27 protein-coding genes and 1 CRISPR repeat array are annotated in these 26,509 nt (G+C 62.5%); of the genes, 18 read left to right on the top strand and 9 right to left on the bottom strand.

Annotation, left to right across the window (positions count from 1 at the left end; translation table 11 throughout):
* Nucleotides 1–41 precede the first annotated feature (41 nt).
* The 3 genes from DFR34_RS00220 (at nucleotide 42) to DFR34_RS00210 (ending at nucleotide 3,787) form a co-directional block, all read left to right on the top strand.
* Nucleotides 42–911, top strand: a complete 870-nt coding sequence (locus DFR34_RS00220; RefSeq protein ID WP_245906767.1) for a DMT family transporter — start codon at nucleotides 42–44, stop codon at nucleotides 909–911.
* Nucleotides 912–963: 52 nt separating this feature from the next.
* Complete coding sequence (locus DFR34_RS00215) at nucleotides 964–1,311, top strand: SpoIIAA family protein (RefSeq protein WP_110389151.1); 348 nt, start codon at nucleotides 964–966, stop codon at nucleotides 1,309–1,311.
* A gap of 172 nt (nucleotides 1,312–1,483) precedes the next feature.
* Nucleotides 1,484–3,787, top strand: coding sequence for a Tex family protein (locus tag DFR34_RS00210; protein ID WP_211309240.1), 2,304 nt, complete (start codon nucleotides 1,484–1,486; stop codon nucleotides 3,785–3,787).
* Between the two features lie 336 nt (nucleotides 3,788–4,123).
* On the opposite strand, the gene DFR34_RS00205 is transcribed toward DFR34_RS00210, so the two are convergent.
* A complete protein-coding gene (locus DFR34_RS00205; protein WP_110389150.1) occupies nucleotides 4,124–4,870 on the bottom strand; it encodes a hypothetical protein in 747 nt (248 codons plus the stop codon).
* A gap of 154 nt (nucleotides 4,871–5,024) precedes the next feature.
* Nucleotides 5,025–5,471, bottom strand: coding sequence for a c-type cytochrome (locus tag DFR34_RS00200; protein WP_110389444.1), 447 nt, complete (start codon nucleotides 5,469–5,471; stop codon nucleotides 5,025–5,027).
* A 196-nt stretch (nucleotides 5,472–5,667) separates the two neighbouring features.
* Between DFR34_RS00200 and DFR34_RS00195 the strand changes: the two genes are divergently transcribed.
* From DFR34_RS00195 to DFR34_RS00135, 14 genes are all read left to right on the top strand, one after another.
* On the top strand, nucleotides 5,668–6,117 hold the full coding sequence (locus DFR34_RS00195; RefSeq protein ID WP_110389149.1) for a transcriptional repressor: 450 nt from the start codon (nucleotides 5,668–5,670) through the stop codon (nucleotides 6,115–6,117).
* The gene (locus tag DFR34_RS00190; RefSeq protein ID WP_110389148.1) at nucleotides 6,114–7,046 is read left to right on the top strand and encodes a CobW family GTP-binding protein; all 933 of its coding nucleotides are present in this window, start codon (nucleotides 6,114–6,116) and stop codon (nucleotides 7,044–7,046) included. Before DFR34_RS00195 ends, DFR34_RS00190 begins: the two co-directional genes overlap by 4 nt.
* A 225-nt stretch (nucleotides 7,047–7,271) precedes the next feature.
* Nucleotides 7,272–7,406, top strand: a complete 135-nt coding sequence (locus tag DFR34_RS17710) for a hypothetical protein (protein WP_273479472.1) — start codon at nucleotides 7,272–7,274, stop codon at nucleotides 7,404–7,406.
* The gene (locus DFR34_RS00185) at nucleotides 7,403–8,161 is read left to right on the top strand and encodes a metal ABC transporter ATP-binding protein (RefSeq protein WP_110389147.1); all 759 of its coding nucleotides are present in this window, start codon (nucleotides 7,403–7,405) and stop codon (nucleotides 8,159–8,161) included. Before DFR34_RS17710 ends, DFR34_RS00185 begins: the two co-directional genes overlap by 4 nt.
* The gene (locus DFR34_RS00180; protein WP_110389146.1) at nucleotides 8,158–9,033 is read left to right on the top strand and encodes a metal ABC transporter permease; all 876 of its coding nucleotides are present in this window, start codon (nucleotides 8,158–8,160) and stop codon (nucleotides 9,031–9,033) included. The genes DFR34_RS00185 and DFR34_RS00180 overlap by 4 nt, the downstream gene beginning before the upstream one ends.
* 29 nt (nucleotides 9,034–9,062) lie before the next feature.
* Nucleotides 9,063–9,959, top strand: a complete 897-nt coding sequence (locus DFR34_RS00175) for a metal ABC transporter substrate-binding protein (protein WP_110389145.1) — start codon at nucleotides 9,063–9,065, stop codon at nucleotides 9,957–9,959.
* Nucleotides 9,960–10,126: 167 nt separating this feature from the next.
* Nucleotides 10,127–11,257: a pyridoxal-phosphate-dependent aminotransferase family protein gene (locus DFR34_RS00170; RefSeq protein ID WP_110389144.1), complete on the top strand. Its 1,131-nt coding sequence runs from the start codon at nucleotides 10,127–10,129 to the stop codon at nucleotides 11,255–11,257.
* Between the two features lie 164 nt (nucleotides 11,258–11,421).
* The gene (gene gyrA / locus DFR34_RS00165; protein WP_110389143.1) at nucleotides 11,422–14,103 is read left to right on the top strand and encodes a DNA gyrase subunit A; all 2,682 of its coding nucleotides are present in this window, start codon (nucleotides 11,422–11,424) and stop codon (nucleotides 14,101–14,103) included.
* Nucleotides 14,100–14,558: a PaaI family thioesterase gene (locus DFR34_RS00160; RefSeq protein ID WP_110389142.1), complete on the top strand. Its 459-nt coding sequence runs from the start codon at nucleotides 14,100–14,102 to the stop codon at nucleotides 14,556–14,558. The genes gyrA and DFR34_RS00160 overlap by 4 nt, the downstream gene beginning before the upstream one ends.
* Entirely contained in the window at nucleotides 14,555–14,992 is a 438-nt protein-coding gene (locus DFR34_RS00155; RefSeq protein ID WP_110389141.1) for a PaaI family thioesterase, read from the top strand. The genes DFR34_RS00160 and DFR34_RS00155 overlap by 4 nt, the downstream gene beginning before the upstream one ends.
* Nucleotides 14,993–15,035: 43 nt before the next feature.
* Nucleotides 15,036–16,118, top strand: coding sequence for a 3-phosphoserine/phosphohydroxythreonine transaminase (gene serC / locus DFR34_RS00150; protein ID WP_110389140.1), 1,083 nt, complete (start codon nucleotides 15,036–15,038; stop codon nucleotides 16,116–16,118).
* Nucleotides 16,119–16,125: 7 nt separating this feature from the next.
* Nucleotides 16,126–16,713, top strand: a complete 588-nt coding sequence (locus DFR34_RS00145) for an O-methyltransferase (RefSeq protein WP_110389139.1) — start codon at nucleotides 16,126–16,128, stop codon at nucleotides 16,711–16,713.
* 3 nt (nucleotides 16,714–16,716) lie between these two features.
* Nucleotides 16,717–17,787: a prephenate dehydratase gene (gene pheA, locus DFR34_RS00140; protein WP_110389138.1), complete on the top strand. Its 1,071-nt coding sequence runs from the start codon at nucleotides 16,717–16,719 to the stop codon at nucleotides 17,785–17,787.
* A 269-nt stretch (nucleotides 17,788–18,056) separates the two neighbouring features.
* The gene (locus DFR34_RS00135) at nucleotides 18,057–18,638 is read left to right on the top strand and encodes an LOG family protein (RefSeq protein WP_110389137.1); all 582 of its coding nucleotides are present in this window, start codon (nucleotides 18,057–18,059) and stop codon (nucleotides 18,636–18,638) included.
* 15 nt (nucleotides 18,639–18,653) lie between these two features.
* Here the strand turns inward: DFR34_RS00135 and DFR34_RS00130 are convergent, their stop codons facing one another.
* The 3 genes from DFR34_RS00130 to DFR34_RS00120 form a co-directional block, all read right to left on the bottom strand.
* Nucleotides 18,654–19,571 (bottom strand): DMT family transporter, encoded by a 918-nt coding sequence (locus DFR34_RS00130; protein ID WP_158281697.1) that lies wholly within the window; start codon nucleotides 19,569–19,571, stop codon nucleotides 18,654–18,656.
* Entirely contained in the window at nucleotides 19,552–20,868 is a 1,317-nt protein-coding gene (locus tag DFR34_RS00125) for a B12-binding domain-containing radical SAM protein (protein WP_146215011.1), read from the bottom strand. The genes DFR34_RS00130 and DFR34_RS00125 overlap by 20 nt, the downstream gene beginning before the upstream one ends.
* A 127-nt stretch (nucleotides 20,869–20,995) precedes the next feature.
* Nucleotides 20,996–21,310: a cobalamin-dependent protein gene (locus DFR34_RS00120; protein ID WP_110389134.1), complete on the bottom strand. Its 315-nt coding sequence runs from the start codon at nucleotides 21,308–21,310 to the stop codon at nucleotides 20,996–20,998.
* 240 nt (nucleotides 21,311–21,550) lie between these two features.
* Here DFR34_RS00120 and ilvD point away from each other — a divergent pair, with 240 nt between their 5' ends.
* Nucleotides 21,551–23,407, top strand: coding sequence for a dihydroxy-acid dehydratase (gene ilvD / locus DFR34_RS00115; protein WP_110389133.1), 1,857 nt, complete (start codon nucleotides 21,551–21,553; stop codon nucleotides 23,405–23,407).
* A gap of 314 nt (nucleotides 23,408–23,721) precedes the next feature.
* Here the strand turns inward: ilvD and DFR34_RS00110 are convergent, their stop codons facing one another.
* From DFR34_RS00110 to DFR34_RS00095, 4 genes are all read right to left on the bottom strand, one after another.
* Nucleotides 23,722–24,072: a hypothetical protein gene (locus DFR34_RS00110; RefSeq protein ID WP_110389132.1), complete on the bottom strand. Its 351-nt coding sequence runs from the start codon at nucleotides 24,070–24,072 to the stop codon at nucleotides 23,722–23,724.
* Nucleotides 24,073–24,344: 272 nt separating this feature from the next.
* Complete coding sequence (locus DFR34_RS00105; RefSeq protein ID WP_110389131.1) at nucleotides 24,345–24,824, bottom strand: CRISPR-associated endonuclease Cas1; 480 nt, start codon at nucleotides 24,822–24,824, stop codon at nucleotides 24,345–24,347.
* Between the two features lie 7 nt (nucleotides 24,825–24,831).
* On the bottom strand, nucleotides 24,832–25,116 hold the full coding sequence (gene cas2, locus DFR34_RS00100; protein ID WP_158281696.1) for a CRISPR-associated endonuclease Cas2: 285 nt from the start codon (nucleotides 25,114–25,116) through the stop codon (nucleotides 24,832–24,834).
* Nucleotides 25,117–25,264: 148 nt separating this feature from the next.
* Nucleotides 25,265–25,578: a CRISPR direct-repeat array (repeat unit 36 nt; unit sequence GTCTTAATCCCTTAGAGATCAGGGAAACCACTAGAG).
* 152 nt (nucleotides 25,579–25,730) lie between these two features.
* Nucleotides 25,731–26,498, bottom strand: coding sequence for a DUF6602 domain-containing protein (locus tag DFR34_RS00095; protein WP_110389129.1), 768 nt, complete (start codon nucleotides 26,496–26,498; stop codon nucleotides 25,731–25,733).
* Nucleotides 26,499–26,509: the final 11 nt, after the last annotated feature.

Raw genomic sequence — 26,509 nt, 5'->3', positions numbered from 1 at the left:
GCATCAGCCGGTGGTCACGCCAGAATCACAGGAAATCCCGCATGACCTTCTCTCAAGCCCTCACCCGTCTGAAAACCGGCCAGCTGGGGGCTGGCTGGATGGTGGTGGCGTCTTTGCTGTTTGCCCTGATGGGGGTGTTCGTCAAAACCGGCTCGGCGCATTTTTCCGCCATCGAGCTGGTGTTCTACCGCACGCTGTTTGGCATGCTCAGCATTGGCGTGGTGGTGTTGGCGCGCGGGCAGTCGCTGGCCACCCGCCATTTTTCTGCCCACCTCAAGCGCGGGCTGTTCGGCTATTTCTCGCTGCTCTTGTACTTTTACGCCATCACCCAGCTGCCGCTGGCCACGGCGGTGACGCTGAACTATACCTCGCCGATGTTTCTGGCGGGGTTGTCTGCCTGGCTGCTGAAAGAAACACTCGGCCCACGGGTGGTGATGTCGCTGGGCCTGGGCTTTGCCGGCGTGGTGCTGCTGCTCAAGCCCACCTTCAGTGCTGATGCTTGGCTGGCCGGGGCCATGGGCCTGGGTTCCGGGCTGTTTGCCGGGCTGGCCTATCTGCATGTGCGCGAGTTGGGCCGGCTGGGTGAGCCGGAATGGAAAGTGGTGTTTTATTTCACGCTGATTTCCACGCTGTGCGGATTGGTCATGATGCTGTGGCAAACGCCCAGCCCGCTGGGGATGGAAAGTCTGGGCATGCTGGCAGGCCTGGGCGTCACTTCCACACTGGCGCAACTGGCGATGACCCGCGCCTATCGCGATGGCAATAAATTTGTGGTGGCCAATCTGGCCTACCTCACCGTGGTGTTTTCCAGCGCGCTGGGCGCCTGGCTGTGGGGCGATGTGCTGCCGCTGGAAGGCTATATCGCCATGGGCTTGATCATCGTCAGCGGCATTTTTGCCAGCAGACGCTAAGCTGAAAGCATGACCGGCGCGTCTGGGCGCCGGCGTTTTCAGGAGCCTGACCATGATTTCCATCCAACAACAGTCTTACGGCCTGGATGTGGCGCTGTTCGCCACCTTTACCGTAGATGACTTTCGCGCCTTTGAAACCGCCGTGCTGGCGCGCGCGCAAACCGATGGCCGGGTGAATGTGCTGCTCAACCTGAGCGGCCTGCTGGATTTCACCATTGACATGGCGCTGGAAGAATTGCGCTTTGTGCGTGAGCACGAGCAAGAATTTGGCCGCATCGCCATTGTCGCCCCCGAGGGCTGGTTGAATCTGGCTGCGCATATTGCCGGCCTGCTCAGCCACACTGACAGCGAATATTTCGACACCCCGGAGGATGCGCTGGCCTGGCTGAACGCAAACTAAGCGCCGCTTATCATCCTTCTCTGGCCTGATGGTGTGCTGCGCAACGCTCTGCGCTCACACGCCGGGCCGGGGGCGCGGCGCTGGGTCAGGTGAGCGTGGGCATGGCGGCAACACTTACCTGCACCCGGAAAATCCGTTAAAGTCACGCCTTTGCCTGACCAGATAGCCCCCGATGTTGCCTTCGATTGCTTCCCGCCTGGCCGCCGAACTGGCGGTTCGTGAATCCCAGGTGGCGGCCACTGTCCAGTTGCTGGACGACGGCGCCACCGTCCCCTTCATTGCCCGCTACCGTAAAGAAGCCACTGGCGGCCTGGACGACACCCAGTTGCGCCAGCTGGACGAGCGTCTGCGCTACCTGCGCGAGCTGGACGACCGCCGCGCCACCATCCTGGCCAGCATTGGCGAACAGGGCAAGCTCAGCGCCGAACTCGAAGCCGCGCTGTACGCCGCCACTGACAAGACCACGCTGGAAGACCTTTACCTGCCCTACAAGCCCAAGCGGCGCACCAAGGCGCAGATTGCCCGCGAAGCCGGCCTGGAGCCGCTGGCCGACAGCCTGCTGACCGACCCGACACAAGATCCGCAACACGTCGCGCTGGCCTATGTCAACGCCGAGGCTGGCGTGGCCGACGCCAAGGCGGCGCTGGACGGCGCACGCGCCATCCTGATCGAACGCATGGGCGAGCACGCCGCGCTGCTGGGCGAGTTGCGCGAAAAACTCTGGCGCGAGGGCGAAATGCGCTCAACCCTGGTGGAAGGCAAGGCCGAAGCCGGCGCCAAGTTTGCCGATTATTTTGCCTACGCCGAGCCGATTCGGGCGATTCCCTCGCACCGCGCGCTGGCGCTGCTGCGCGGCCGCAACGAAGGCGTGCTGAATGTACAGCTGAGCTGGCAGCCGGCCGATGCGCCGACCACCCAGCGCAGCGACTACGAGCTGATGATTGCCGAGGCCTTCGACATCGCCGACCGTGGCCGCCCGGCCGACAAATGGCTGCTGGACGGCGTGCGGCTGGCCTGGCGCGCCAAGATTGTGCTGTCGTTGGAGCTGGAGCTCACCCAGCGCCTGCGCGAAGCCGCCGAAGGCGAGGCGATTCAGGTGTTTGCCCGCAATCTGCACGACCTTTTGCTGGCCGCGCCGGCCGGCCCGCGCCCCACCCTGGGTCTGGACCCCGGCCTGCGCACCGGCGTCAAGGTGGCGGTGGTGGATGCCACCGGCAAGCTGGTGGACGCCGGCGCCATCTACCCGCACGCGCCGCGCAACGACTGGGATAAATCCATCGCCGTGCTGGCCGCGCTGTGCGCCCGCCACCGCGTTGAGCTGATCGCCATCGGCAACGGCACCGCCAGCCGGGAAACCGACAAGCTGGCCGCCGACCTGATGCGTCTGCACCCGGAACTGAAACTGACCAAGCTGGTGGTCTCCGAAGCCGGCGCCTCGGTGTATTCCGCCTCGGAACTGGCCGCGCGCGAGTTTCCCGAGCTGGATGTGTCGCTGCGCGGCGCGGTGTCGATTGCCCGCCGCCTGCAAGACCCGCTGGCCGAGCTGGTGAAGATCGACCCGAAATCCATCGGCGTGGGCCAGTATCAGCACGACGTCAACCAAAGCCAGCTGGCGCGCTCGCTGGACGCGGTGGTGGAAGACTGCGTGAACGCGGTGGGCGTGGACGTCAACACCGCCTCGGCGGCGCTGCTGGCGCGGGTGTCCGGGCTGAACAGCAGCATTGCCGGCAATATCGTCAGCTACCGCGACAGCCACGGCGCCTTCGCCAACCGCAAAACCCTGCTGAAAGTGCCGCGCCTGGGCGATAAAACCTTTGAACAGGCCGCTGGCTTTTTGCGCATCATGAACGGCGACAACCCGCTGGACCGCTCCGCCGTGCACCCGGAAGCTTACGAACTGGTCGAGCGCATCATTGCCCGCTGCAACAAGCCAGTCACCGCGCTGATTGGCGACGCCAGCGCGCTGAAAACCCTCAAGCCCAGCGATTACACCGACGAGCGCTTTGGCCTGCCCACGGTGATGGACATCCTGCGCGAGCTGGAAAAACCCGGCCGCGACCCGCGCCCGGAATTCAAGACCGCCGCCTTTGCCGACGGCGTGGAAGACCTGGCCGACCTGCGCCCCGGCATGATTCTGGAAGGCGTGGTGACCAATGTCGCCAACTTTGGCGCTTTTATCGACATCGGCGTGCATCAGGACGGCCTGGTGCATATTTCAGCCCTGAGCAAGCAGTTTGTCGATGACCCGCGCAAGGTGGTCAAGGCCGGCGATGTGGTCAAGGTGAAAGTGATGGAGGTGGACGTCAAGCGCAAGCGCATTGGCCTGAGCATGCGCCTGGACGACGAGCCGGGCGCCAGCACGGCGCGCGGCCCGCGTGACGACGCCCCGGCGCGCAAGGGCGGCGGCAAGCCGCGCGAGGCGGCTCCGCCGGCCAATAACGCCATGGCGGCGGCGCTGGCCAAGCTGCGGCGCTGAGCGCGGCATACCGCCACAGCCTGCCCGGCGTAAGCAAAGGCAAACCGCCGGGCATGGCAACACAGTAAGAGTCGCTCACCAAACCCGCCTGGCGTCGTTCCGACCTTGCCGTACTGCTTGTACTGTCTGCGGCCGCTCGCCTAGCCAGGCGCGCTGCGCTGGGTGTTGTGAGTGACGCTAAAGCGCTGCTTGCATCACACCGCACAGGAATCAAGCACGCCAGCAGGGTTTGGTGGGTAGCGCGGCTAACAACACTCTGCGAAACGGCTCTGACCAGGCGTGTGGCCACAGACACGGCAAGGCCACACCACAACGCCCAGGGTTTTGTGAGTGGCGCTACGCGCTGAACACCGGCTTGTCGTCCGCGCTCAGCCCCACCGCCGCGCCATTGCCGCTCAGGGTGATGGTAATCATGGAGTAAGTGCGCTGCCCGGAGAACAAATAGCTGTACTTTTTCAGCACGGCGTCGATTTCCGCCTGGGTGTTGGCTGCTGCGTATTCGCGCTGGAAGGGCTCGACCTTGCGCAGCTCCACCAGGTGTGAAGTCAGCCCGTTCAGCGCGCTCAACTGCCGCGACAGCGCCGGCTGTTCGTTAAGCATGGCCTTGAACTTGTCGGCATACGGGTAATTGTCCGGCAGCACTGGCTGTCCCATGCTGTCGTAACGCACATAGGCCGGTGCGCTGGGGATGCCGTAGGCTTTCAGCGCATCAGGCAGGCGCTTGGCAATGTGCTGGGACAAGGCGCGCAGATTGTTTTCCGTGGGCATCAACAACGGCAGGGTGTTCAAATCCACCTGCTCGCCTGGACGCGGTGGGGTGAAATACGCGTCGATATCCAGCGCCATCGGGCCGGTGCCGACATCGTAGATCTCAGTGGCGCCATCGCTGCGCAAGGTAGCCGGGGTGGGCGGCGCCGGGCGGGCGGCGGGTTGAATTTGACTGGCCAGGCTGTGCGTTTGCTCGTCGAGTTGCCTGGCATATTTTGCCAGGGCGGCGGCAAAGCCTGCCGCCTGGCGATCAGCAGGCGAAGCGCCAGAGATGTTGGCGGCGCGGGTTTGCGCCTGCACGGCAGAAAGCGTCATCGTTTTTATCCTTGAAAAACAATTCAGTGCACATGGCTGATGGCATGTACGGCCCAGTGTGGGCCCACTGCCATAGGGCAAAAAGCGCGCCAGCCTCTGCCATGCAAAACGCCCACCAGAAGGCGGGCGTTTTGCATGGGGCGTGCAGGGTGAATCAGTCTTTCTTGAACACTTCGTGGCAAGCCTTACAGGTTTTTTGCGCCGCGCCAAACGCCGGGCGGATTTGCGCCAGATCGCCACCCTTGGCGGCTTCGGCCAGCTTGACGATCAGCGCCTGATGCTCATCGGCGGCTTTTTTGAACTCAGCCGGCTTGCTCCACACTTCCGGGCGGGCTTCGCTCTTGCCCTTGTCGCTGCCGGCCGGGAAGTATTGCCACGGTTGCTTGGACAGCTCGACCATCTGCTCGGCCAGCTTGGCAAACTCGTCCTTGTTATACGGCTTTTCGCCCTTCATCACCGCGCCCATGCCCTGGCCGAAGACTTTTTTGTAGTCCTTGAAAATCGCCTTGCGGGCTTCAACCGGATCCTTGGCCTCGGCGGCGAGGGCAGAAAATGCAGTGGTGGCCAGCACGGCGGCCAGCAGAGTAGAAAGCAGACGCATGAAACTCATCCTTTTGAATGATGATGTTGGGGGAAATCCACGCCAGCATACGGGGTAAGCGCCGTGGCTGGCAATAATTCATATTTTTAAATAATGATAACCGCACGCAATCACTTGCGCCAGCGACTGGTCAGCCTGGCCGATGTGATGTTATACTGTAACAAATCGTCGATTATTCCAAGTGAGAGCGAAGGCTGTGACGCCGCTATCCCCCGAAGAGTTCCTGCTGATCGCCCAGCAGCACTGCGCTGCCCGTGGCGCGCGGCTGACCGAGCTGCGCCAGCAAGTGCTGGGCTTGGTGCTGGCGCGCGGCGGCGTGGTCAAAGCCTACCAGGTGCTGACCGACCTGCAAGCTGCCCGCGGCCCGGCCGCGCCGCCCACCGTATACCGCGCGCTGGATTTTCTGGTCGAGCAAGGGCTATTGCACCGGGTGGATGCGCTGAATGGCTATATTGCCTGCCAGCACCTGGAATGCCAGCACCACGGCCTGCTGCTGGTGTGCGAAACCTGTAACGACGTCACCGAAATCGACGCCACCGACAGCCTGGATCAACTCAGCGCCGCCGCCGCGCGCGCCGGTTTTCAACCGCGCCGCCAGGATGTACTGCTGACCGGGCTTTGCCAAAGCTGTAGACAACCCTCATGAGCAAAACCCCCATCAATCTGTTCACCGGCTTTCTGGGCGCGGGCAAAACCACGGCCTTGCTGCATCTGCTGGCGCATAAGCCAGCCGATGAAGTCTGGGCGGTGATCGTCAACGAATTTGGCGAAATCGGCATCGACGGCGCCGTGCTGTCTGGCGGCGGCGCCGAGGTGCGCGAAATCGCCGGCGGCTGCCTGTGCTGCGCCACCGGCCCGCAACTGCCAGTCACCCTGGTCAAGCTGATTCGGGAAAAACGCCCGCACCGCGTGTTGATCGAAGCCAGCGGCTTGGCGCACGCCTCCAATGTGGTGGACGAACTGCGCCGCCCGCCGCTGGGCGAGGCGTTGGACATTCAGGCCTCCATCACCGTGGTGGACCCGCGTCAGTTTATCGACGCCAATTACCGCCGTCACCCGATCTACCGCGACCAGATCGAACTGGCCGACGTGCTGGCCGCCAGCAAGGCCGACCTGGCCGACGCCGCCACCTTAGCCGCGTTTCAGGAACAAGCCCAAGCGCTGTTTCCGCCCAAGGCGCGCATCGAAGTGATGCAGCACGGCCAGCTCGATCCCGCCTGGCTCAGCCTGCCGGCCCGCCCTGCCGCCCGCTATCGCCCGAAACTGGCCCCGGCCGACAGCGGCATGAGCAGCGCCGGCTGGACCTTCGCCAGCGAAGTGGTGTTCGACCTGGAGCGGGTGGGCGCGCTTTTGCGCACCCTGCCGCAGCGCGTGCCCGGCCTGGCGCGCGCCAAGGCGGTGCTGCGCATGGGCCCGCACGATTGGTTATGGTTCAACTGGGTGGCCGGCGGCGAATGGGCCGCCACCCAAGTGGCCTGGCGACGCGACAGCCGCTTTGAACTCATCGCCCCACCGGGCGACTGGGCGGCTGAAATTGAAGCCGAACTAGGCCGGGCGATTGCCGCCGTGGCGTGACGCCACACTGGCCGCCACAGCGGCTTCATCCGCCTCAGCGTCGTCCCCGCGCAGGCGGGGACCCAGGCAAGTCTCCACGACGCACTGAGGGCAAGCCTGCTTTGGCCGCATTTGGCGAGCATGCACACCGCGCCACAAGGGTAAGTCGCAGCACCCGGCGTCACAACGATAGAACAACCACACCGCCCCACTTCACCCTGGGGCGGCGTCATTTCAGGAATACCCATGAAAGCAAACCGGTTATCCCGTCGCTTCAGCCTGCTGGCCGCTTCTGCCGGTCAGCGTCTGGCCATGGCCTTGCTGGCCATCGCCGGCTTGTGGACGGCGGTCATCTGGGCCTTGTCCGAGGGCGGGCTGTGAGCGTGCGCTTGTCTAATTTGACGGTGTCTTACCGTCGCCACCCCGCCGTGCACCATGTCAGCGGCGAGTTTGCCGCCGGCCAGGCCACGGCGATTGTCGGGCCGAATGGCGCGGGCAAGAGCACCATCCTGAAAACCATGATCGGCGCCTTGCGCCCGGACGCCGGGCGGGTGGAGCTGGGCGGGGTGAGCCGGCAGCATATCGCCTATCTGCCGCAGGCGGCGCAGATCGACCGCAGCTTGCCGGTGAGCGTGCTGGACACCGTGCTGACCGGCGCCTGGCGGCATATGGGCGCGTTTGGCGCGGCGCGGGCGCAGGATTGGCAGGCGGCGCAAGATGCCTTGGCGGCGGTGGGCTTGGGCGAGTTTGCCCAGCGCCCGGTCAGCGCCTTGTCGGCCGGGCAGTTTCAGCGGGTATTGTTCGCCCGCATCATGGTGCAGGACGCGCCGCTGATTTTGCTGGACGAGCCATTCACCGCCATCGACGCGCGCACCACGCATGATTTGCTGGCGCTGGTGCGCCGCTGGCAGGCCGAGCAGCGCACGGTGATTGCCGTGCTGCATGATTTTGCCCAGGTGCGCGAGTATTTTCCGCACACCTTGCTGCTGTCGCGCGAGGTGGTGGCCTGGGGGCCGACTGCCGAGGTGCTGACCGAGGCCAATTTGCAGCGCGCCAGCGCCAATGTCGCCCACTGGCATGAACAAGCCCCGGTGTGCCGGGTGGATGACGCCGCCGCGCAGGAGGCCCAGCCATGAACGAGCTTTACACCCTGCTGGTGCAACCCTTTATTGAATTCGGCTTTATGCGCCGTGGCCTGGTTGGCTGCCTGGCGCTGGCGCTGGGCTGCGGGCCGATTGGGCTGTTTTTGGTGATGCGGCGCATGAGCCTGATGGGCGACGCGCTCAGCCACGCCGTGCTGCCGGGCGCGGCCATCGGCTTTATTTTTGCCGGGCTGTCGCTGCCGGCCATGGGGCTGGGCGGCTTTGTCGCCGGGATTTCCGTGGCGCTGATTGCCGGCCTGGTCAGCCGCTTCACCAGCGTGCGCGAGGACGCCAGCTTTGCCGCGTTTTACCTACTGGCGCTGTCGGTGGGCGTGCTGCTGGTGTCCAAGTACGGCAGCAATGTCGATCTGATCCATATCCTGTTTGGCACCGTGCTGGCGGTGGACGACGCCGCGCTGCTGCTGGTGGCCTCGATTGCCTCGCTCACCCTGCTCACCCTGGCGGTGATTTACCGGCCGCTGCTGCTGGAAAGCTACGACCCGGCGTTTTTGCAGTCGGTTGGCGCCTCGGGCGGGGCGTATCACCTGATTTTTCTGGTGCTGGTGGTGCTCAATCTGGTGGCCGGTTTTCAGGCGCTGGGCACCTTGATGGCGGTGGGCTTGATGATGCTGCCGGCCATCACCGCCCGGCTGTGGGCGCAAAGCGTGGGCGGCATGCTGCTGACCGCCATCGCCCTGGCGCTGAGCTCGGGTTTGGGCGGCCTGCTGTGCTCGTATCACTTTGACCTGCCTTCTGGCCCGGCGATTATTTTGTTTGCCGGCAGCCTGTATTTATTGTCGCTGCTGTTCGCCCCGGCTGGCGGGGTGTTGCCGCGTTTGATCCGCCAGCGCCATCTGGCGCACTGATTCCCCCGTTGTCACCCAAGGACGCAAGCATGAAAAAATCCCTGATCTCCCTGCTGCTGGCGCTGCTGGCCACGCCGGCGCTGGCCGACAAACTGCCGGTGCTCGCCAGCTTCAGCATTCTGGCCGACCTCACCCGCGAAGTGGGCGGCGAGCGGGTGGACGTGGCCAGCCTGGTCGGCCCCGATCAAGACGCCCACGTGTTTCAGCCGGCGCCGCAGGATGTCAAAAAACTGGCCGCCGCCAAGGTGTTTGTGGTCAACGGCCTGGGTTTTGAGGGCTGGCTGAGCCGGCTGAGCAAGTCTTCCGGCTTCAAGGGCCAGACCGTGGTGGCCAGCCAGGGCGTGAAAGCGCAAGACATGGCCGAAGAAGAACACGATCATCACGGCCATGACCATGGCCACACCGACCCGCACGCCTGGCACAACCCGCAAAACGTCAAACTCTACGTCAACAATATCCGCGCCGCGCTCACCCAGGCCGACCCGGCCGGCAAGGACTACTACAGCCAGCGCGCCAGCCAGTACAGCCAGCAGCTGGACGCACTGGACGCCGACGCCCGCCAGCGCTTTGCCGCCATCCCGGCCAGCCAGCGCAAGGTGCTGACCAGCCACGACGCCTTTGGCTACCTGGCGCAGCGCTATCAAATCCGCTTTTTGTCCCCGCAAGGCGTCTCCACCGACGCCGAAGCCTCGGCCAAAACCGTGGCCAAGCTGGTGCGCCAGGTGAAAGCCGAAAAAATCCGCGCGGTGTTTGTCGAAAACATGACCGACAAGCGCCTGCTGGAGCAACTCAGCCGCGAAGCCGGCGTGCAAGTGGGCGGCAAGCTCTATGCCGACGCGCTGTCCCCGGCCAACGGCCCGGCGCCCAGTTATCTCAAGCTGTTCAGCCATAACGTCAACAGCCTGAGCGCGGCGATGAAGCCGTAAGCGTCTCCTGGCGTGGCTGCCCGACCGTCTCGCCCGGCCTCAGGGCCGCTGCGCTGGGCTTGGCGCGCCGCGCGCGACACTTGCCACAAACCCGTCCGCTGGCGGTATGCTTATGCCCTTGGTTTGCGCCGCCGCGCGGCGCAGCCAGACTACCAAGGAGAAACCAAGTGACTGCCCTGCTGACCCATCCCGATCCCGACGGCCTGCTCGAATATTCCGTGGTCTACACCGACCGCGCACTCAACCACATGTCGCAGCGCTTTCAAGGGGTGATGCGCGACATCTCGCGCCTGCTCAAAGTGGTGTACCACGCCGACGCCACCGCCATCGTGCCCGGCAGCGGCACCTTTGGCATGGAAGCCGTCGCCCGCCAGTTCGCCACCGAGCAAAAAGTGCTGGTGATCCGCAATGGCTGGTTCAGCTTCCGCTGGACGCAGATTTTTGACATGGGCCGCATCCCGGCCGACACCCGCGTGCTCAAGGCCCGCCAGCTGGGCGATGGCCCGCAAGCGCCATTTGCCCCGGCCCCGATTGACGAAGTGGTCGCCGCCATCCGCGAATACCGCCCGGCCGTGGTGTTTGCCCCGCACGTGGAAACCGCCTCCGGCATGATGCTGCCGGATGATTACCTGCAAGCCGTTGGCGCCGCCGTGCGCGAAGTGGGCGGCCTGTTTGTGCTGGACTGTATCGCCTCTGGCACGGTGTGGGTGAATATGCAGGCCAATCTGGTGGACGTGCTGATCAGCGCCCCGCAAAAAGGCTGGAGCGCCTCGCCCTGCGGCGCGCTGATTGGCCTGAGCGAACGCGCGCTGGCGCGGCTGAACGACACCACCAGCACCAGCTTTGCCTGCGACCTGAAAAAATGGCGGCAAATCATGGAAGCCTTTGAAACCGGCGGCCATGCCTACCACGCCACCATGCCCACCGACGCGCTGACCGTGCTGCGCGACGTGATGCTGGAAACCGAGCAATACGGCTTTGACAAAGTCTGCGCCGAACAGCACGAACTCGGCCGCCGCGTGCGCGCCCTGCTGGAATCGCGCGGCTTCCCCAGCGTCGCCGCCGAAGGCTTCCAGGCCCCTGGCGTGGTGGTCAGCTACACCAGCGACCCGGAGATTCAAACCGGCAAGAAATTCCTCGGCGTCGGCCTGCAAACCGCCGCCGGCGTGCCGCTGCAATGCGACGAAGGCGCCGACTTCCGCACCTTCCGCATCGGCCTGTTCGGGCTGGACAAACTGCACGACCCGGCGCGCACGGTGGAGAGTTTGGCGGAGGGCTTGGATAAGGTGTTGGGCTAAATCCGGCTGTATTTCTGAACTGAACTCGCCCGCGCCGCCCTCTCCTGCGGCGCGGCAATCCCTGCCTGCTGGCTGCTTTCGCGCCCGTCCCATCCCCTGTCATCGCCCTGACATGCTAGAATCAGCCCTTACTTTTGCTTAGAACCAGACGGCTTGCCCGATCCATGACAGAACATCTATTCGCCAAAGAAACCCTTCCGGTCAGCCTCGAAGAGGAGATGCGGCGTTCCTACCTGGATTACGCGATGAGCGTGATCGTGGGCCGGGCGCTGCCTGATGTGCGCGACGGCCTCAAGCCTGTGCACCGCCGCGTGCTGTTTGCCATGCACGAGCTGTCCAACGACTGGAACCGGGCTTACAAGAAGTCGGCGCGTATCGTCGGCGACGTGATCGGTAAATACCACCCGCACGGCGACACGGCGGTGTACGACACCATCGTGCGCATGGCGCAGGATTTTTCGCTGCGCTACCCCCTGGTGGACGGCCAGGGCAACTTCGGCTCGGTGGATGGCGACAACGCCGCCGCCATGCGTTACACCGAAATCCGCATGGCGCGCATCGCCCACGAGCTGCTGGCCGACATCGAAAAAGAAACCGTCGATTTTGGCCCCAACTACGACGGCTCGGAGCACGAGCCGCTGATCCTGCCGGCCAAAATCCCCAATCTGCTGATCAACGGCAGCTCGGGCATTGCCGTGGGCATGGCCACCAATATTCCGCCGCACAACCTCAACGAGGTGGTGGACGCTTGCCTGGCGCTGCTGGCCAATGGCGAGATGACGATTGACGAGCTGATCGACATCATTCCGGCGCCGGACTTCCCCACTGCCGGCATCATCTACGGCACCGCCGGGGTGAAAGAAGGCTACCGCACCGGCCGTGGCCGGGTGGTGATGCGCGCGCGCACCCATGTCGAAGACATCGGCAAGGGCGACCGCCAGGCGCTGATCGTCGATGAAATCCCCTACCAAGTGAACAAGGCGCGCCTGCTGGAGCGCATTGGCGAACTGGTGCGAGAAAAAACCCTGGAAGGCATCAGCGAAATCCGCGACGAGTCGGACAAATCCGGCATGCGCGTGGTGATTGAGCTCAAACGCGGCGAAGTGCCGGACGTGGTGCTGAACAATCTGTTCAAGATGACCCAGCTGCAAGACAGCTTTGGCATCAATATGGTGGCGCTGGTCGATGGCCAGCCGCGTCTGCTGAATATCAAGCAGATTCTGGAAGAATTCCTGCGCCATCGCCGCGAAGTGGTCACCCGCCGCACGGTGTACGAGCTGCGCAAGGCGCGCGAGCGCGGCCATGTGCTGGAAGGTCTGGCGGTGGCCTTGTCCAATGTGGACCCGATCATCACCCTGATCAAGGCCTCGCCCACCCCGGCCGAGGCCAAGCGCGAGCTGATGGGACAAAACTGGCGCTCCGAGCTGGTGGCCGGCATGCTGGCCAAGGTGGACCCAAGCCAGGCGCGCCCGGATGGGCTGCTGCCGGAATACGGCCTGCACGACGATGCATATCGTCTGTCCGATGTGCAGGCGCAGGCGATTCTGGAATTGCGCCTGCAACGGCTGACCGGGCTGGAGCAGGACAAAATCGTCGATGAATACCGCGATGTGATGGCCACCATCATCGACCTGAGCGACATCCTGGCCCGCACTGAGCGGGTGTCGGACATCATCGCCGCCGAGCTGAACCAGGTGAAAGCCCAGTTTGGCGACGCGCGCCGTTCGGAAATCTCGGTATTTGGCGGCGACATCAATATCGAAGACCTGATCACCCCGCAAGACATGGTGGTGACCATCTCGCACGGCGGCTATATCAAGGCGCAGCCGCTGGACGACTACCGCGCCCAGCGCCGTGGCGGACGCGGCAAGCAGGCGGCGGCCACCAAGGACGACGATTTCATCGAAACCCTGTTTGCCGCCAACACCCACGACTATCTGCTGTGCTTCTCCAGCCTGGGCCGCATGTACTGGATCAAGGTCTACGACCTGCCGCAGGGCAGCCGCAACAGCCGTGGCAAGCCGATGGTCAATGTGCTGCCGCTGGCCGATGGCGAAAAAATCAACGCCCTGCTGCCGGTCAAGGCGTTTACCGACGCCGAGGCGGACGTCAAGGACGACATCGAGGACGAAGAAGCCGCCGTCAAGGCCAAGGGCCCGTTCATCTTCATGTGCACCGCCAGCGGCACGGTGAAAAAAACCCCGCTGCAAGCGTTCTCCCGCCCGCGCGCGGCCGGCATCATCGCCGTCAAGCTGGACGAAGGCGACAATCTGATTGGCGTGGCGCTGACCTCGGGCCACGACCAGGTGATGCTGTTCTCCAACGCCGGCAAGGCCGTGCGCTTTGACGAAACCGCCGTGCGCCCGATGGGCCGCACCGCCGCCGGCGTGCGCGGCATGCAGCTGGGCGAAGACCAGCAGGTGATTTCCCTGCTGGTGACCAGCTCGGAAGACCAGCAAGTGCTCACCGCCAGCGATGGCGGCTATGGCAAGCGCACCCGCGTGGCCGATTTCCGCCAGACCAGCCGCGGCACGCAAGGCGTGATCGCCATGGACCTCACCGACAAAACCGGCCTGAAGCTGGTGGCGGCCAGCCTGGTGGAAGAAACCGACGACATCATGCTGATCACCGACGGCGGCGTGCTGATCCGCACCAAGGCGGCAGAAGTGCGCGAAACCGGCCGCGCCGCCCAGGGCGTGCGCCTGATCAATCTGGACGACGGCGAGCGATTGGTCAGCATCGTCAAGGTGGCCGAGAGCGACGACGCCGACGCTGACGCCGAACTCGACGCCGACGCCGCCAGCCCGACGGAAGGCGGCGACACCAGCACGGACACCCCGGCATGACCGAACTGCTCGACACCCTGCAACGCTGGTTTGTCAGCTTGCCGCACTGCGCCACCTTGGGCTTTGAGTTCATTGGCGTGGAAGACGGCAAGCCGACGCTCAAAGTGAACTACCGTGATGACCTGGTGGGCAACGGCAGCAATGGCGTGATTCACGGCGGGGTGATCACCTCGCTGGTGGACACCACCAGTGCGCTGTCGGTGTTCAGCCACCTGGACAGCGCCGAGGCGATGGCCACGCTGGATTTGCGCATCGACTACCTGAAGGCCGCCACGCCGGGCCTGCCGATTTACTGCACGGCGGAGTGCTACAAGCTGGCGCGGCAAATCGGCTTTACCCGCGCGGTGTGCCATCACGGCGACCCCGCCGACCCGATTGCCCACGGCGTGGCCACCTTTATGCGCGGCTCGTCCAACGCCATCCTGGGCGGCGACGCCACCGGAGCCCCGTTATGAGCGCCTTCATGCAATCCTTCCTGGCGCTGCGTGAGCGCAAGGACTATGCTGGCATCATCGACAGCATCCCCTACGCCCGGCTGATGGGCGTCGAGTTTGAAGAAAGCGGCGAGGACAGCCTGCTGTTTCGCCTGCCGTACTACGAGCGCAATATCGGCAACACCTTGCTGCCGGCGCTGCACGGCGGGCTGATTGGCGGTTTTCTGGAAAACGCCGGGCTGATCCACCTGATGTGGGTGCGCGCCACGCTGGAGCCGCCCAAGGTGGTGGACATCTCGTTTGACTACCTGCGCTCGGGCCGGCCGCAAACGCTGTACGCGCAATGTCAGCTGACCAAGCAGGGCAAGCGGGTGGCGAACATGCTGATTGAGTGCTGGCAGAATGACCGCGCCAAGCCGGTGGCAGTGGCGCGCGCCCACTTTCTGCTGAGCTGAAACACCCCGGCACATCCGGGATAGACGAAACAAGGACGGCTTGATGACCCAAGTGTATAACTTCTCCGCAGGGCCGGCGGTGCTGCCGCGCGATGTGTTGCTGCAAGCCCAGCAAGAGCTGCTGGATTGGCACGGCAGCGGCATGTCGGTGATGGAAATGAGCCATCGCGGCAAAGAATTCATGTCCATCATCCACGAAGCAGAAACCGACCTGCGCCAGCTGATGGGCATTCCGGCCAATTACAAAGTGCTGTTTTTGCAGGGCGGCGCGCTGTCGCAGTTCGCCATGGTGCCGCTGAACCTGCTGGGCGACAAAAAATCCATCGATGTGGTCAACACCGGCCACTGGTCCAAGCTGGCCATCAAAGAAGCGCGCAAATTCGCCGAGGTGAACATCGTCGCCTCCAGCGAAGACCGCCAGTACACCTATGTGCCGGACCCAGCCAGCTGGCGCACCTCGCCGGACGCGGCCTATCTGCACTATGTGTCCAACGAAACCATCGGCGGCGTGCAGTTCCCCTATATCCCGGACAGCACTGTGCCGCTGGTGTGCGATATGTCGTCGGATATTCTGTCGCGCGCGGTGGACGTGTCGCGCTTTGGGCTGATTTTTGCCGGCGCCCAAAAGAACATCGGCCCGTCCGGCCTCACCCTGGTGATTGTGCGCGAAGACCTGCTGGGCCAGCTGCCGGCGCATATGCCCACCATGTACGACTACCGCGTGCACGCCGACGCCGACTCGATGTACAACACCCCGCCGACCTACGCGATTTATATCGCCGGCCTGGTGTTCAAGTGGCTCAAGCAGCAAGGTGGCGTGCCGGGCATGGCCAGCCGCAACGAAGAAAAAGCCGGCCTGCTGTATCACGCCATCGACAGCAGCCAGGGTTTTTACCACTGTCCGGTGGAAACCCCGTTCCGCTCACGCATGAATGTGCCGTTCCGCCTGGGCTCGCCCGAGCTGGAAGCGGCCTTCCTGGCCGAAGCCGAGCAGCGCAATCTGTTGCAGCTCAAGGGCCATCGTTCGGTCGGCGGCATGCGCGCATCGATTTACAACGCCATGCCGCTGGAAGGGGTGAAAACCCTGGCCAGCTTCATGGTGGACTTTGCCCGCCGTCACGGTTGAGACCGCCATGCTGACGCCGGCCTTGCTCCAGCAGCTGGACCGACTGGCCCAGCACGGTCAGAAATACGACGCCAAAACCCTGACCCGCGCCGACAAGATGCTCAACATCACCCCGGACACCGGGATGATGCTGTATCAGTGGCTGCGTTTTGGCCGCCCGGCCCATGTGGTGGAAATTGGCACGTCCAATGGCTATTCCACCCTGTGGCTGGCCGCCGCCGCCCAGGCGTATGGCGGCCGCGTCACCAGCCTGGACGTACTGCAGGCCAAGACCACCCTGGCACGCAACAACCTCAACGAAGCCGGCCTGCTCGACACCGTCACCCTGGTGACTGCCGAGGCCGGCAGCTGGCTGCGCCAGCAAGCGGCCGAATCCGCCCAGCTGATTTTTCTGGACGCCGACCGCAGCCTGTACGCCAGCTATTGGCCGCTGCTGACCCCGGTGCTGGCGCCGGGCGGGCTGATTGTGGTGGACAACGCCGTGTCTCATGCGGCTGAATGTGCAGACTTTTTCGCCCGGGTGCGCGCCACGCCGGGCTTTTTGTGCGAACTGCTTCCCATCGGGAAGGGTGAATTCATCATTCTCAAAGACTGACCCATGTCCGACGACCTGCTCAAACAACACCGCGACGCCATCGACAGCATCGACGCCCAGATTCTGGAGCTGATCAACCAGCGCGCCCGCCATGCCCAGAAAATTGGCGAAATCAAGGGCGGCGGGGTGATCTACCGTCCCGAGCGCGAAGCCCAGGTGCTGCGCCGGATCAAGGACATCAACCCCGGCCCGCTGCCCGACGAATCCGCCGCGCGTTTGTTCCGCGAAATCATGTCAGCCTGTCTGTCGCTGGAAAAACCACTGTCCATCGCCTTTTTGGGCCCGGCCGGCAGCTTTACCCAGGCCGCCGCCGTCAAGCATTTTGGCCACGCCGCCAATACCGTGCCGTGCGCCTCGATTGACGAGGCTTTCCGTTCGGTGGAATCGCGCGCGCTGGATTACGTGGTCGCCCCGGTCGAAAACTCCACCGAAGGCGCGGTGGGCCGCACGCTGGATTTGATGATCAACACCCCGCTGAACATCTGCGGCGAAGTGGTGCTGCGCATTCACCATCACCTGCTGCGCAAAGACCCGGACGCCCCGTCACCACGTAAAGTATATTCGCACGCCCAGGCGCTGGCGCAGTGCCACGAATGGCTGAACAAAAACCTGCCCGACGTCGAGCGCGTGTCGGTGGCCAGCAATTCCGAAGCCGCCCGCCTGGCCAGCGAAGACCCCACCGTCGCCGCGATTGCCGGCGAAGCCGCCGCCGAGCGCTACGGCCTGACCAAACTCGCTGAAAACATCGAAGACGAGCCGAACAACACCACGCGCTTTTTGGTGCTGGGCCACCAGCCGTCCACCCCGTCCGGCCATGACAAAACCTCGCTGGTGCTGTCGGCGCAAAACAAACCCGGCGCCGTGCACCGCCTGCTGGCCCCGCTGGCCATCAATGGCGTATCAATGACCAAGCTGGAATCGCGCCCCTCGCGCACCGGCCTGTGGGAATATGTGTTCTTTATCGACATCGACGGCCACCAAAGCGAACCGCGCATCCAGACCGCGCTGGAAGCGCTGCACGAACACGCCGCCTTTGTGAAAGTGCTGGGCTCTTACCCGGTCGCCGTGCTGTAAGCGCCGCTCACCAAACCCGCTGGCGGGGTGGCGGACAGTACAAGTCGTACAGCAAGGTCGGGTAACAACGCCAGGAGGGTTTGGTGAGCGGCTCTAACTGATCGACCAACGCCGCGCGAGGCGCGGCGTCCTATATTAAGACTGGCGCGCTAGCTCGCGGCCGGCCCTTGCATGAATATTGCATCAGCACCGGCATAACCACGCCACAGCCAGCCCAGACTGGCCGGCGTCTGCATATTCTCCTGATCAATCTACCCTGGATAACCATCATGAAGCGCATCTGTGTGTTTTGCGGCTCCAACCGTGGCGTGCTGCCCGCCTATGAACAAGCCGCTGTCACCCTGGGGCAAACCCTGGCCGCCGAAGGCATTGGCCTGGTGTATGGCGGCGGCAATGTCGGCCTGATGGGCACGCTGGCCAATAGCGTGCTGGCGGCTGGCGGCGAAGCCATTGGCGTGATTCCCACCTTCCTGCGCGACAAAGAACTGGCCCACAGCCACCTCACCCAGCTGCATGTGGTGGACTCCATGCACACCCGCAAGGCGATGATGGCCGATATGGCCGACGGTTTCATCGCCCTGCCTGGCGGCCTGGGCACTTTTGAAGAACTGTTTGAAGTCGCCAGTTGGGCGCAACTGGGCATGCACGGCAAGCCGATTGGCCTGCTGAACGTCGAGCATTTTTATCAGCCGCTGCTGAACCTGATCGACACCGCCACCCAGCAAGGCTTTATGCGCGAACAACACGCCGGCCTGCTGCTGGCGGCAGACACGGTTAAAGCCCTGCTGGCGCGCATGCGCGACTATCAACCCAGCAGCACGCACAAATGGCTGGACCGCAAGGCCTGCTGAACGCCCGTCTGTGGCTCAGGAGGCCGCCGCCACCCGCGCGGCCAGCCACCTGGGCCAACCGTATTGCGACAGTGACACCCCCAGCAAAATCACCGCCGAGCCCAGCAACTGGCTGAAATCCGGGCGCTCGCCCAGCAGGATGAAAGCCAGTCCGGCGGTGATCACCGGCACCAGATTGATAAAACTGGACGCCCGCGATGCGCCAATGGCCTGAATCCCCTGATTGAAAAACACATAGGCCAGCACCGACGCCCCCAGCGCCAACACCACCAGCGCCAGCCAGCCGTGTATATCCAGCGTCCAGTGCAAGGGCTGGCCCAAGCCATCCAGCCATACCCAGCCTGCCAGCGGCGCGCTGCCATACAAAAAAATATAAAACAGCTTGGTATTCTGCGAAGCGAACGAAAAACGAAACTTGCGCAGCAACACGTTATACAAACCAAAGCACAGCGTGCCCAGCAACAACAGCACATCGCCACGGTTGTAAGCAAATGCCTGAATCACCGCCCAATCCAGCCGGGTGACAATCACCAGCACCCCCACATAGGCCAGGGCAAAACCGGTGGTCTGCGCGCTATCCAGATGCTCTTCTTTCAGCAGGACCGACAGCGCCAGCGTCACCAGCGGAATGGTGGCCTCAATCAGGCCGGCATTGAACGCCGAACTGTAATACAAGCCCTCAAAATAAAAGTAATAACACAGCGACACCCCCACCACACCCAGCACCGCCAGCCGCAAATGCTCGCCCAGCGAGGCCGGCCCCGGCTGCCGCCGCGCCAATGTGACCACCGCCCCCAGCGCCAGCGCCGCCAAAGCAAAGCGCAAAAATGTCACCTGCGCCGGGCGCAACACAGCAAACAACCATTTGCCGGCAATGGCCGAAGCCCCCCAGAACAAAGCAGAAAAAAACAGCTTAATGTACACAGTTTGCATGATGGGGCCTTGTCGTGACAGCAGAAATCGGCAGTGTAAGCAGCCAGCCATAGCTGGCATGCAAAGCATCTAGCGCCTGATCCAGCGCGCCCAGATACTGGTGAATGGCATGCTCCAGCATGGTTTCATTCCAGCCAGGCAGTTGGTCAATCAAGCCAAGCACAAACTCACTGGTTACCGCCTGCATGGCACCAATGCGCGCTTCCAGCGCATGCTCCAGCCCCAGCCAATCCATGGCGTGTGGCGCATAGAACGACTCAATGCGCAGGCGGTCACGCAAAGCGCGCACCAAGCCATCTTCCAGCTTGATCGAGCTATGATTGGCATGAATGCTATACAGTACGGCATAAAGACGTGCGACACGCGAATCAGTGAACTGGTAGTTGTACACATCCCAGCAGGTTTCCCGCTTATGCGTACGCATTTCCAGTTTGATGCCAGGCAGAGTTTCTGCCCGTGACAGACAGTTCCACAGACTGCACAAGCCCAGTCGGCGCAAAAAGCGCACAGTTTGGGCGATGTCAGCCAGGGTTGAGTCTTGCTGAAACGTCATGCAGCCATTGGTTGAGCCCTGAATGTGCTGGCTGCGGAAATACTCGAACATGTTTTCGGAATCACTGGCATTGACGTGTTTGTTATACAAGGCCAATGTGTCATCACTGCCGGATTCCAGGCCAATATAAGTACTGATCATGCCAACGGATTTTAACCGTGTAATCAGTGCCTGATCGCCAGGTTTGTTAAGGTCAAAACTATTGGCGCGTACAAAGACATCAAATGGAATGCGTAATTTACGTTGTTCCAGTGCGGTGCAAAAATCGTCTATCCAAGCCCGATTACGCCGGGATTGGGTGACAAATGTCGCATCATAAAAGCGCAAAAAACTGCGGTTTTCGACAATCAACGGGGCCAGCTGGACCATTTCGGCAACCACATGCTCTGCACTGCGCTGGCGTACGGCAGTGATGGCTTCATTTGACAAAAAGCGATTGGCATTGCAGAACGAACATGGAAACGGACAGCCGCGTTGCGCTAGGATACCGATCTCGATCTTGCGATGCTTGGCGATTGCCCGCCGGGCCACGGCCCTGTCCGCAAACGGCAAAGCATCCAGCTGTTCGATGGCCGGGCGCGAAGCTGTGCGCACACAGCGGCGAGTGTGCGCATCCAGATAAGATAGCCCCGACGTCTGCCGCCAATCTCGCCCGGCATCCAGCGCCTGGGCCAACTCGGCAAAACTGGCCTCTCCTTCTCCGCGTATCACCGCATCAATCGAGGCAGGATATGCAGCAAGCAAAGTGTCATCTTGATAAGAGCGGCTAACAAAACCCTCCTGGCGTCGTTGCCCGACCTTGCCGTACTGCTTGTACTGTCTGCGGTCGTGCGCCTAGCCAGGATCGCTGCGCTGGGTTTTGTTAGCCACTCTAAGAAGCATGCTCGCCACCCAAGACAATCAGTGTGGCAGGGCGAGCCTGACGGATGGCGCGAGCCAGGCGCAGGGCCGATGGTAACGTGACAAAATTGACACTCAGTCCAACCAGACCAACGGCATGCTGCTGCACATGCCTGGCCACTTCTTGCTCACTGAAGTCATCAATGCGCAAATCAATGATCTCCGTTGCATGATCATGTGCAGACAAGTGAGCTGCCAGCAAGCCCAGTGCCAGGTTTTCATGAGCCTCATAATTGGCCCGCATCTCGAATACATCTGTTTGCGGATTGACCAGCAATATTTTCATTCCAGCGCTCTACGGTAGGGATGGGCAAAAATTTATAGAACAAAAGCTTAGAACTGGTGAATCTAAAAAAATAAGACGTATATTGTCAATGGTATAAATACTTAGTCTTTACGAATAAGAAGGCCACATCATGGCTACTTTTGCCCCTCTTCTTCTCATCCGCACGCGCGCCCGGCTTGCCCTGTCCGCCAAGCCGCCGCACAATATGCCTTTTGCCGCGTCTGCTACAGGATTCCCGCTATGCCCGCATACCGTTCCCGCACCTCCACCCACGGCCGCAATATGGCCGGCGCCCGCGCGCTGTGGCGCGCCACCGGCATGGAAGATGCCGATTTTGGCAAGCCCATCATCGCCATCGCCAACAGCTTCACCCAATTTGTGCCGGGCCATGTCCACCTGCACAACCTGGGCCAGCTGGTGGCGCGGGAAATCGAAAAAGCCGGCGGCATCGCCAAAGAATTCAACACCATCGCCATCGATGACGGCATCGCCATGGGCCACGGTGGCATGCTGTATTCGCTGCCCAGCCGCGACCTGATTGCCGACAGCGTGGAATACATGGTCAACGCCCACTGCGCCGACGCGCTGGTGTGCATCTCCAACTGCGACAAAATCACCCCCGGCATGCTGATGGCCGCGCTGCGCCTGAACATTCCGGTGATTTTTGTCTCCGGCGGCCCGATGGAAGCCGGCAAGGTGCAATGGGGCGACGCCGTGCGCAAGCTCGACCTGGTGGACGCCATGGTGGAAGCCGCCAACGACAAGGTCAGCGATGAAGAAGTGGCCGCCGTCGAACGCTCGGCCTGCCCCACTTGCGGCTCCTGTTCCGGCATGTTCACCGCCAACTCGATGAACTGCCTGACCGAAGCGCTGGGCCTGTCGCTGCCGGGCAATGGCTCGCTGGTGGCCACCCACGCCGACCGCAAAGAGCTGTTCCTGCAAGCCGGCCGCACTATTGTCGAACTGGCCAAGCGCTACTACGAACAAGACGACGCCAGCGTGCTGCCGCGCAGCATCGCCACCTTCGAAGCCTTTGAAAACGCCATGAGCCTGGACGTGGCCATGGGTGGCTCCACCAACACCGTGCTGCACCTGCTGGCCGCCGCCCGCGAAGCCGGCGTGGACTTCACCATGCAGGACATCGACCGCGTCTCCCGCCGCGTGCCCTGCCTGTCCAAAGTGGCCCCGGCCACCCAGAAATACCACATGGAAGACGTGCACCGCGCCGGCGGCGTGATTGGCATCCTGGGCGAGCTGGACCGCGCCGGGCTGATCCACCGTGACATTCCCACCGTACACGCCGCCACCCTGGGCGAAGGGCTGGACCGCTGGGATATCCAGCGCCCGAGCTGCGACGACGCCGCCAAAACCCTGTATCGCGCCGCCCCCGGCGGCGTGCGCACCACCATCGCCTTCAGCCAGAGCATGCGCTACCCCGAGCTGGACGCCGACCGCGCCGAAGGCTGCATCCGCGACAAAGCCAACGCCTACTCGCAAGACGGCGGCCTGGCCGTGCTGTACGGCAATATCGCCGAGCGCGGCTGCATCGTCAAAACCGCTGGCGTGGACGAATCCATCCTCACCTTTACCGGCCGCGTGCGCATCTTTGAAAGCCAGGACGCCGCCGTCGAAGCCATCCTGGCCGACCAGATCGTGGCCGGCGACGTGGTGCTGATCCGCTACGAAGGCCCCAAGGGCGGCCCCGGCATGCAAGAAATGCTCTACCCCACCAGCTACCTGAAATCCAAGGGCCTGGGCAAAGCCTGCGCGCTGCTGACCGACGGCCGCTTCTCCGGCGGCACCTCCGGCCTGTCCATCGGCCACGTCAGCCCCGAAGCCGCCGAAGGCGGCCTGATCGGCCTGGCCGCCGAAGGCGACACCCTGGAAATCAACATCCCGGCGCGCACCATTCATCTGGCCGTCAGCGATGAAGAACTGGCGCAACGCCGCGCCGCCATGCTGGCGCGCGGCGCCGACGCCTGGAAACCGCTGAACCGCGACCGCGTGGTCAGCGCCGCCCTGCGCGCCTACGCCGCCATGACCACCAGCGCCGACACCGGCGCCGTGCGCGACGTCAGCCAGATCGAACGCCGCTGATCCACTCGCGCGGGCAGCCGGGAATGGGTGAGTGACGATATGCAATAAGAGCCGCTAACAAAACCCAGCGAAGCGGTCCTGGCTAGGCGTGTGACCGCAGACAGTACAAGTAGTACGACAAGGTCACACAACAACGCCAGGGGGTTTTGTTAGCGGCTCTAAAAAGGGCGGGACAGCACACGCTGCCCCGCCCTGAACGCGGCTCACCCTACCCGCCTTACCGTACTACTGGCCCGTGCTATCTGCGTCGGGCACCAGCTGGGTTTGGTGAGCGGCGCTTGCTCTGCACCCGCCACCACGGCCAAGCCCAAACCTCAGCGCCCGTGCGCCCGCCAGCCACGCCCCGCGCCCATCCACTCCGCACACAGCCCACGCCACCCCCCTGCCAGCCAACGGCCCAAACGCCGCCAGGCAGCGCAATCCACCAGCGGCGCCGGCAAACTCAACTCCGCCGCACTGACCGCCTGCACACTCACCCAACCGCTGCTATGCAGCACATAACAACTGCCCGGCCCCAGCCGCTGCCGCACGCACAGCAACTGCGACTCCACCCACAGAATTTCTTCCACCTCCACCCGGCCGCGACGCACCTCCACACACTGCCCCGCCTGCCCCTGCCACCCCAAACGCTGCCCCTGCGCCAACCCATGACGAATCGATTGCATGCTTTTCTCCTGGCGAACACACGATGCAGACAGCTTACCCAGCCGCCCACCCGGCAAACAGGCATAAAACCCCGCGCCATGCAGCGATACAGCCGGCTTTTTGGCCGGCTGTATCGGTAGAGAAAAAGGGGAATTGTGTTGGTGTAGAGCGCCGCTTACTAAGCGCCGCTCACAAAATCCAGAGAAGCGGCCCTGGCTAGGCGTGTGACCGCAGACAGTACAAGCAGTACGGCAAGGTCACACAACAACGCCAGGGGGTTTTGTGAGCGGCGCTAAACCCCGCGCAGCGCCGCCAGATCGGCACAGCCAGCGGTGGCTTGTTGTCCTCGTTCCAGCGCGGCCAGCGCATGGGTCAGCGGCTCGCGGGCCGTTGGGCGGCGCTCACGCAGCTGATGCACATGGCGGGCCTGCGTCGCCAGCTTGGCCTCGATCAGCTCGCGGGCATAGCTCAGGCAAAATGCGCCATCCTGCGCCAGGCGCAATTGTGTCAGCCGCCGGCGCGCATCCTGATGCGGGCGCGCCATCAATAGCGTGGGCGTGTGCTTGCGCCCGGACAACACCACTACGCCCACCCCACGCTCGCCCAACTGCCCGAGCAAGCGGGCTTGCAGTGTCATGTCGCCATGCACCACCACCCGCTCCAGCGGCGCCAAGGGCACAGCGCCAATACGCTCGCCGTTTTCATAAAACACCAGCGCCCCACCGTCCACCCGCAAATCCACCCCGCGACGATCCACATACAGGCAGCTCATGACAGCCTCACACAATCAGGAAAGGATCACACTGCGGCGCGCGCGCCACGCCAAAGCGCAGCACCTTGCGCCGCGCATCCAGCGCAAACACATGCACTTTGTCTTCTGCTGGCGCAATCACCGCCTCCAGCCGCGCCAGCAAAGCCTGATGCTCACCCGCAGTCAGCCAGCATTCATACACCGATTTTTGTCCACTGACGGCATGCGCCTGCACCGCCTCATGCACCTTGCGCCAGCGCTTGGGATCAGCGATGTCGTAGCACACCAGAAACATCCGACGAGAACTTGCCATGCCATTTCTCCGCACAGTGGATGTGTAAAGCATATGCCTGATGGCTGAGTGGCTGATAGTGGGCGCTGCTGGTTTTTACAGAAAAATTTGGCTTGCGTTGGGTGTTTGCAACACTTTGTCATCATGTGATGTGAAGGCAATACAACTGACTTTAATCCCTTAGAGATCAGGGAAACCACTAGAGGAAAATATTATATTAGGTATAGCGGTAAAAATGCGTCTTAATCCCTTAGAGATCAGGGAAACCACTAGAGGTAGCACATCTGTTACGCAGGGCGCCGACATTTGTCTTAATCCCTTAGAGATCAGGGAAACCACTAGAGCAAACCTTATGTGCCGCCTCCCGACGATTGTATGTCTTAATCCCTTAGAGATCAGGGAAACCACTAGAGGATTGAGTGGATCGAAGAAAAAAAATCTTCCAAAGTCTTAATCCCTTAGAGATCAGGGAAACCACTAGAGAGCACCCCTTGCTTTTATCCTGCAAGATCAGCATCTTGCAAGGGGCGTTCCCAACTTTTCGCTCCGGGCGGGGAGATGTCTCCCCAGACACCCCCGAAACGCCTTGCGATGATAGCGCACTGCATGCTGTTTGCCTAGTGGGTTTTGGACGGCTAAATCAACTTTTCTGCGTACTTGTCCATATCAATGGCGGGAACGGTGCCGAGTGTTTGCAGCAAGCCAATAAGTTTAAACAAAAAGGCAGTGGCGGCTTTTGGGTGTGGATAAAATTCGCATGGAGCGATATTTGAAGGATCATCTATCTCTATGGCTGGCGCCAGGAAATAGCCGGCGGGCTTGCTTGTGCCATGGTTGCTGGCAACACAGCCGATATTGATGCGTCGCAATGGGTCTTTTTCAAGATAAGATTGTAGCGTGTCAGGCTGAATATTGCTGTTGAAAACCAATAGCCCGCCTTGAATGGAAAACAGGGCTTTTTGATTTTTACCCGTCAGGTGCCGGATGGGTGCGCTGGTGCGGTGGAGCGCTTTGACGCTGGCGATCTTTTTCTTGGCATATTCAATATGCGCTTTATTGGCAGTTTGTTTCACCTCAAACACCGCATACACGCTTTCTGCCGGCACAATCATGCTGCCGCGCAGTTCAAAAATCAGCGGGGTGTATTGGCGGTCGAAAATCACGATGTCGATTTGCTCGCTGAATTCACCGTTGCTGTCCACCACATGGGCTTTTTCGGCGCGGTAGCGTTGTGGCAGATAATCTTGCATCAATTTTAGCCAGACGTCTTCGCTGGCGTCGCCTTTGTCGGTGGGATGGGCCAGCACGCGGCAGGCTTGCAGTTCACCTTGAATGCGGGTGTGCAGGGTGTCGAGCAGGTCGGAAAGGTTCCATTTTTGGTGTTGAGATGTGTCAGTCGTCATGGCAAGGTTTT

Source organism: Rivihabitans pingtungensis (assembly GCF_003201855.1).
GTDB lineage: Bacteria > Pseudomonadota > Gammaproteobacteria > Burkholderiales > Aquaspirillaceae > Rivihabitans > Rivihabitans pingtungensis.
This window is presented reverse-complemented; position numbering and strand designations above follow the sequence as displayed.

Bases quoted from the DNA above. Each gene is read 5' to 3' on its own strand.
- DFR34_RS00155 (WP_110389141.1), top strand. From the start codon at position 14,555: ATGAGCGCCTTCATGCAATCCTTCCTGGCGCTGCGTGAGCGCAAGGAC.
- DFR34_RS00190 (WP_110389148.1), top strand. From the start codon at position 6,114: ATGAGCAAAACCCCCATCAATCTGTTCACCGGCTTTCTGGGCGCGGGC.
- DFR34_RS00200 (WP_110389444.1), bottom strand. From the start codon at position 5,471: ATGCGTCTGCTTTCTACTCTGCTGGCCGCCGTGCTGGCCACCACTGCA.
- DFR34_RS00180 (WP_110389146.1), top strand. From the start codon at position 8,158: ATGAACGAGCTTTACACCCTGCTGGTGCAACCCTTTATTGAATTCGGC.
- gyrA (WP_110389143.1), top strand. From the start codon at position 11,422: ATGACAGAACATCTATTCGCCAAAGAAACCCTTCCGGTCAGCCTCGAA.
- DFR34_RS00135 (WP_110389137.1), top strand. From the start codon at position 18,057: ATGAAGCGCATCTGTGTGTTTTGCGGCTCCAACCGTGGCGTGCTGCCC.
- DFR34_RS00205 (WP_110389150.1), bottom strand. From the start codon at position 4,870: ATGACGCTTTCTGCCGTGCAGGCGCAAACCCGCGCCGCCAACATCTCT.
- pheA (WP_110389138.1), top strand. From the start codon at position 16,717: ATGTCCGACGACCTGCTCAAACAACACCGCGACGCCATCGACAGCATC.
- DFR34_RS17710 (WP_273479472.1), top strand. From the start codon at position 7,272: ATGAAAGCAAACCGGTTATCCCGTCGCTTCAGCCTGCTGGCCGCTTCT.
- DFR34_RS00145 (WP_110389139.1), top strand. From the start codon at position 16,126: ATGCTGACGCCGGCCTTGCTCCAGCAGCTGGACCGACTGGCCCAGCAC.
- DFR34_RS00175 (WP_110389145.1), top strand. From the start codon at position 9,063: ATGAAAAAATCCCTGATCTCCCTGCTGCTGGCGCTGCTGGCCACGCCG.
- DFR34_RS00095 (WP_110389129.1), bottom strand. From the start codon at position 26,498: ATGACGACTGACACATCTCAACACCAAAAATGGAACCTTTCCGACCTG.
- cas2 (WP_158281696.1), bottom strand. From the start codon at position 25,116: ATGGCAAGTTCTCGTCGGATGTTTCTGGTGTGCTACGACATCGCTGAT.
- serC (WP_110389140.1), top strand. From the start codon at position 15,036: ATGACCCAAGTGTATAACTTCTCCGCAGGGCCGGCGGTGCTGCCGCGC.
- DFR34_RS00105 (WP_110389131.1), bottom strand. From the start codon at position 24,824: ATGAGCTGCCTGTATGTGGATCGTCGCGGGGTGGATTTGCGGGTGGAC.
- DFR34_RS00215 (WP_110389151.1), top strand. From the start codon at position 964: ATGATTTCCATCCAACAACAGTCTTACGGCCTGGATGTGGCGCTGTTC.
- DFR34_RS00160 (WP_110389142.1), top strand. From the start codon at position 14,100: ATGACCGAACTGCTCGACACCCTGCAACGCTGGTTTGTCAGCTTGCCG.
- DFR34_RS00120 (WP_110389134.1), bottom strand. From the start codon at position 21,310: ATGAAAATATTGCTGGTCAATCCGCAAACAGATGTATTCGAGATGCGG.
- DFR34_RS00210 (WP_211309240.1), top strand. From the start codon at position 1,484: ATGTTGCCTTCGATTGCTTCCCGCCTGGCCGCCGAACTGGCGGTTCGT.
- ilvD (WP_110389133.1), top strand. From the start codon at position 21,551: ATGCCCGCATACCGTTCCCGCACCTCCACCCACGGCCGCAATATGGCC.
- DFR34_RS00220 (WP_245906767.1), top strand. From the start codon at position 42: ATGACCTTCTCTCAAGCCCTCACCCGTCTGAAAACCGGCCAGCTGGGG.
- DFR34_RS00130 (WP_158281697.1), bottom strand. From the start codon at position 19,571: ATGCAAACTGTGTACATTAAGCTGTTTTTTTCTGCTTTGTTCTGGGGG.
- DFR34_RS00110 (WP_110389132.1), bottom strand. From the start codon at position 24,072: ATGCAATCGATTCGTCATGGGTTGGCGCAGGGGCAGCGTTTGGGGTGG.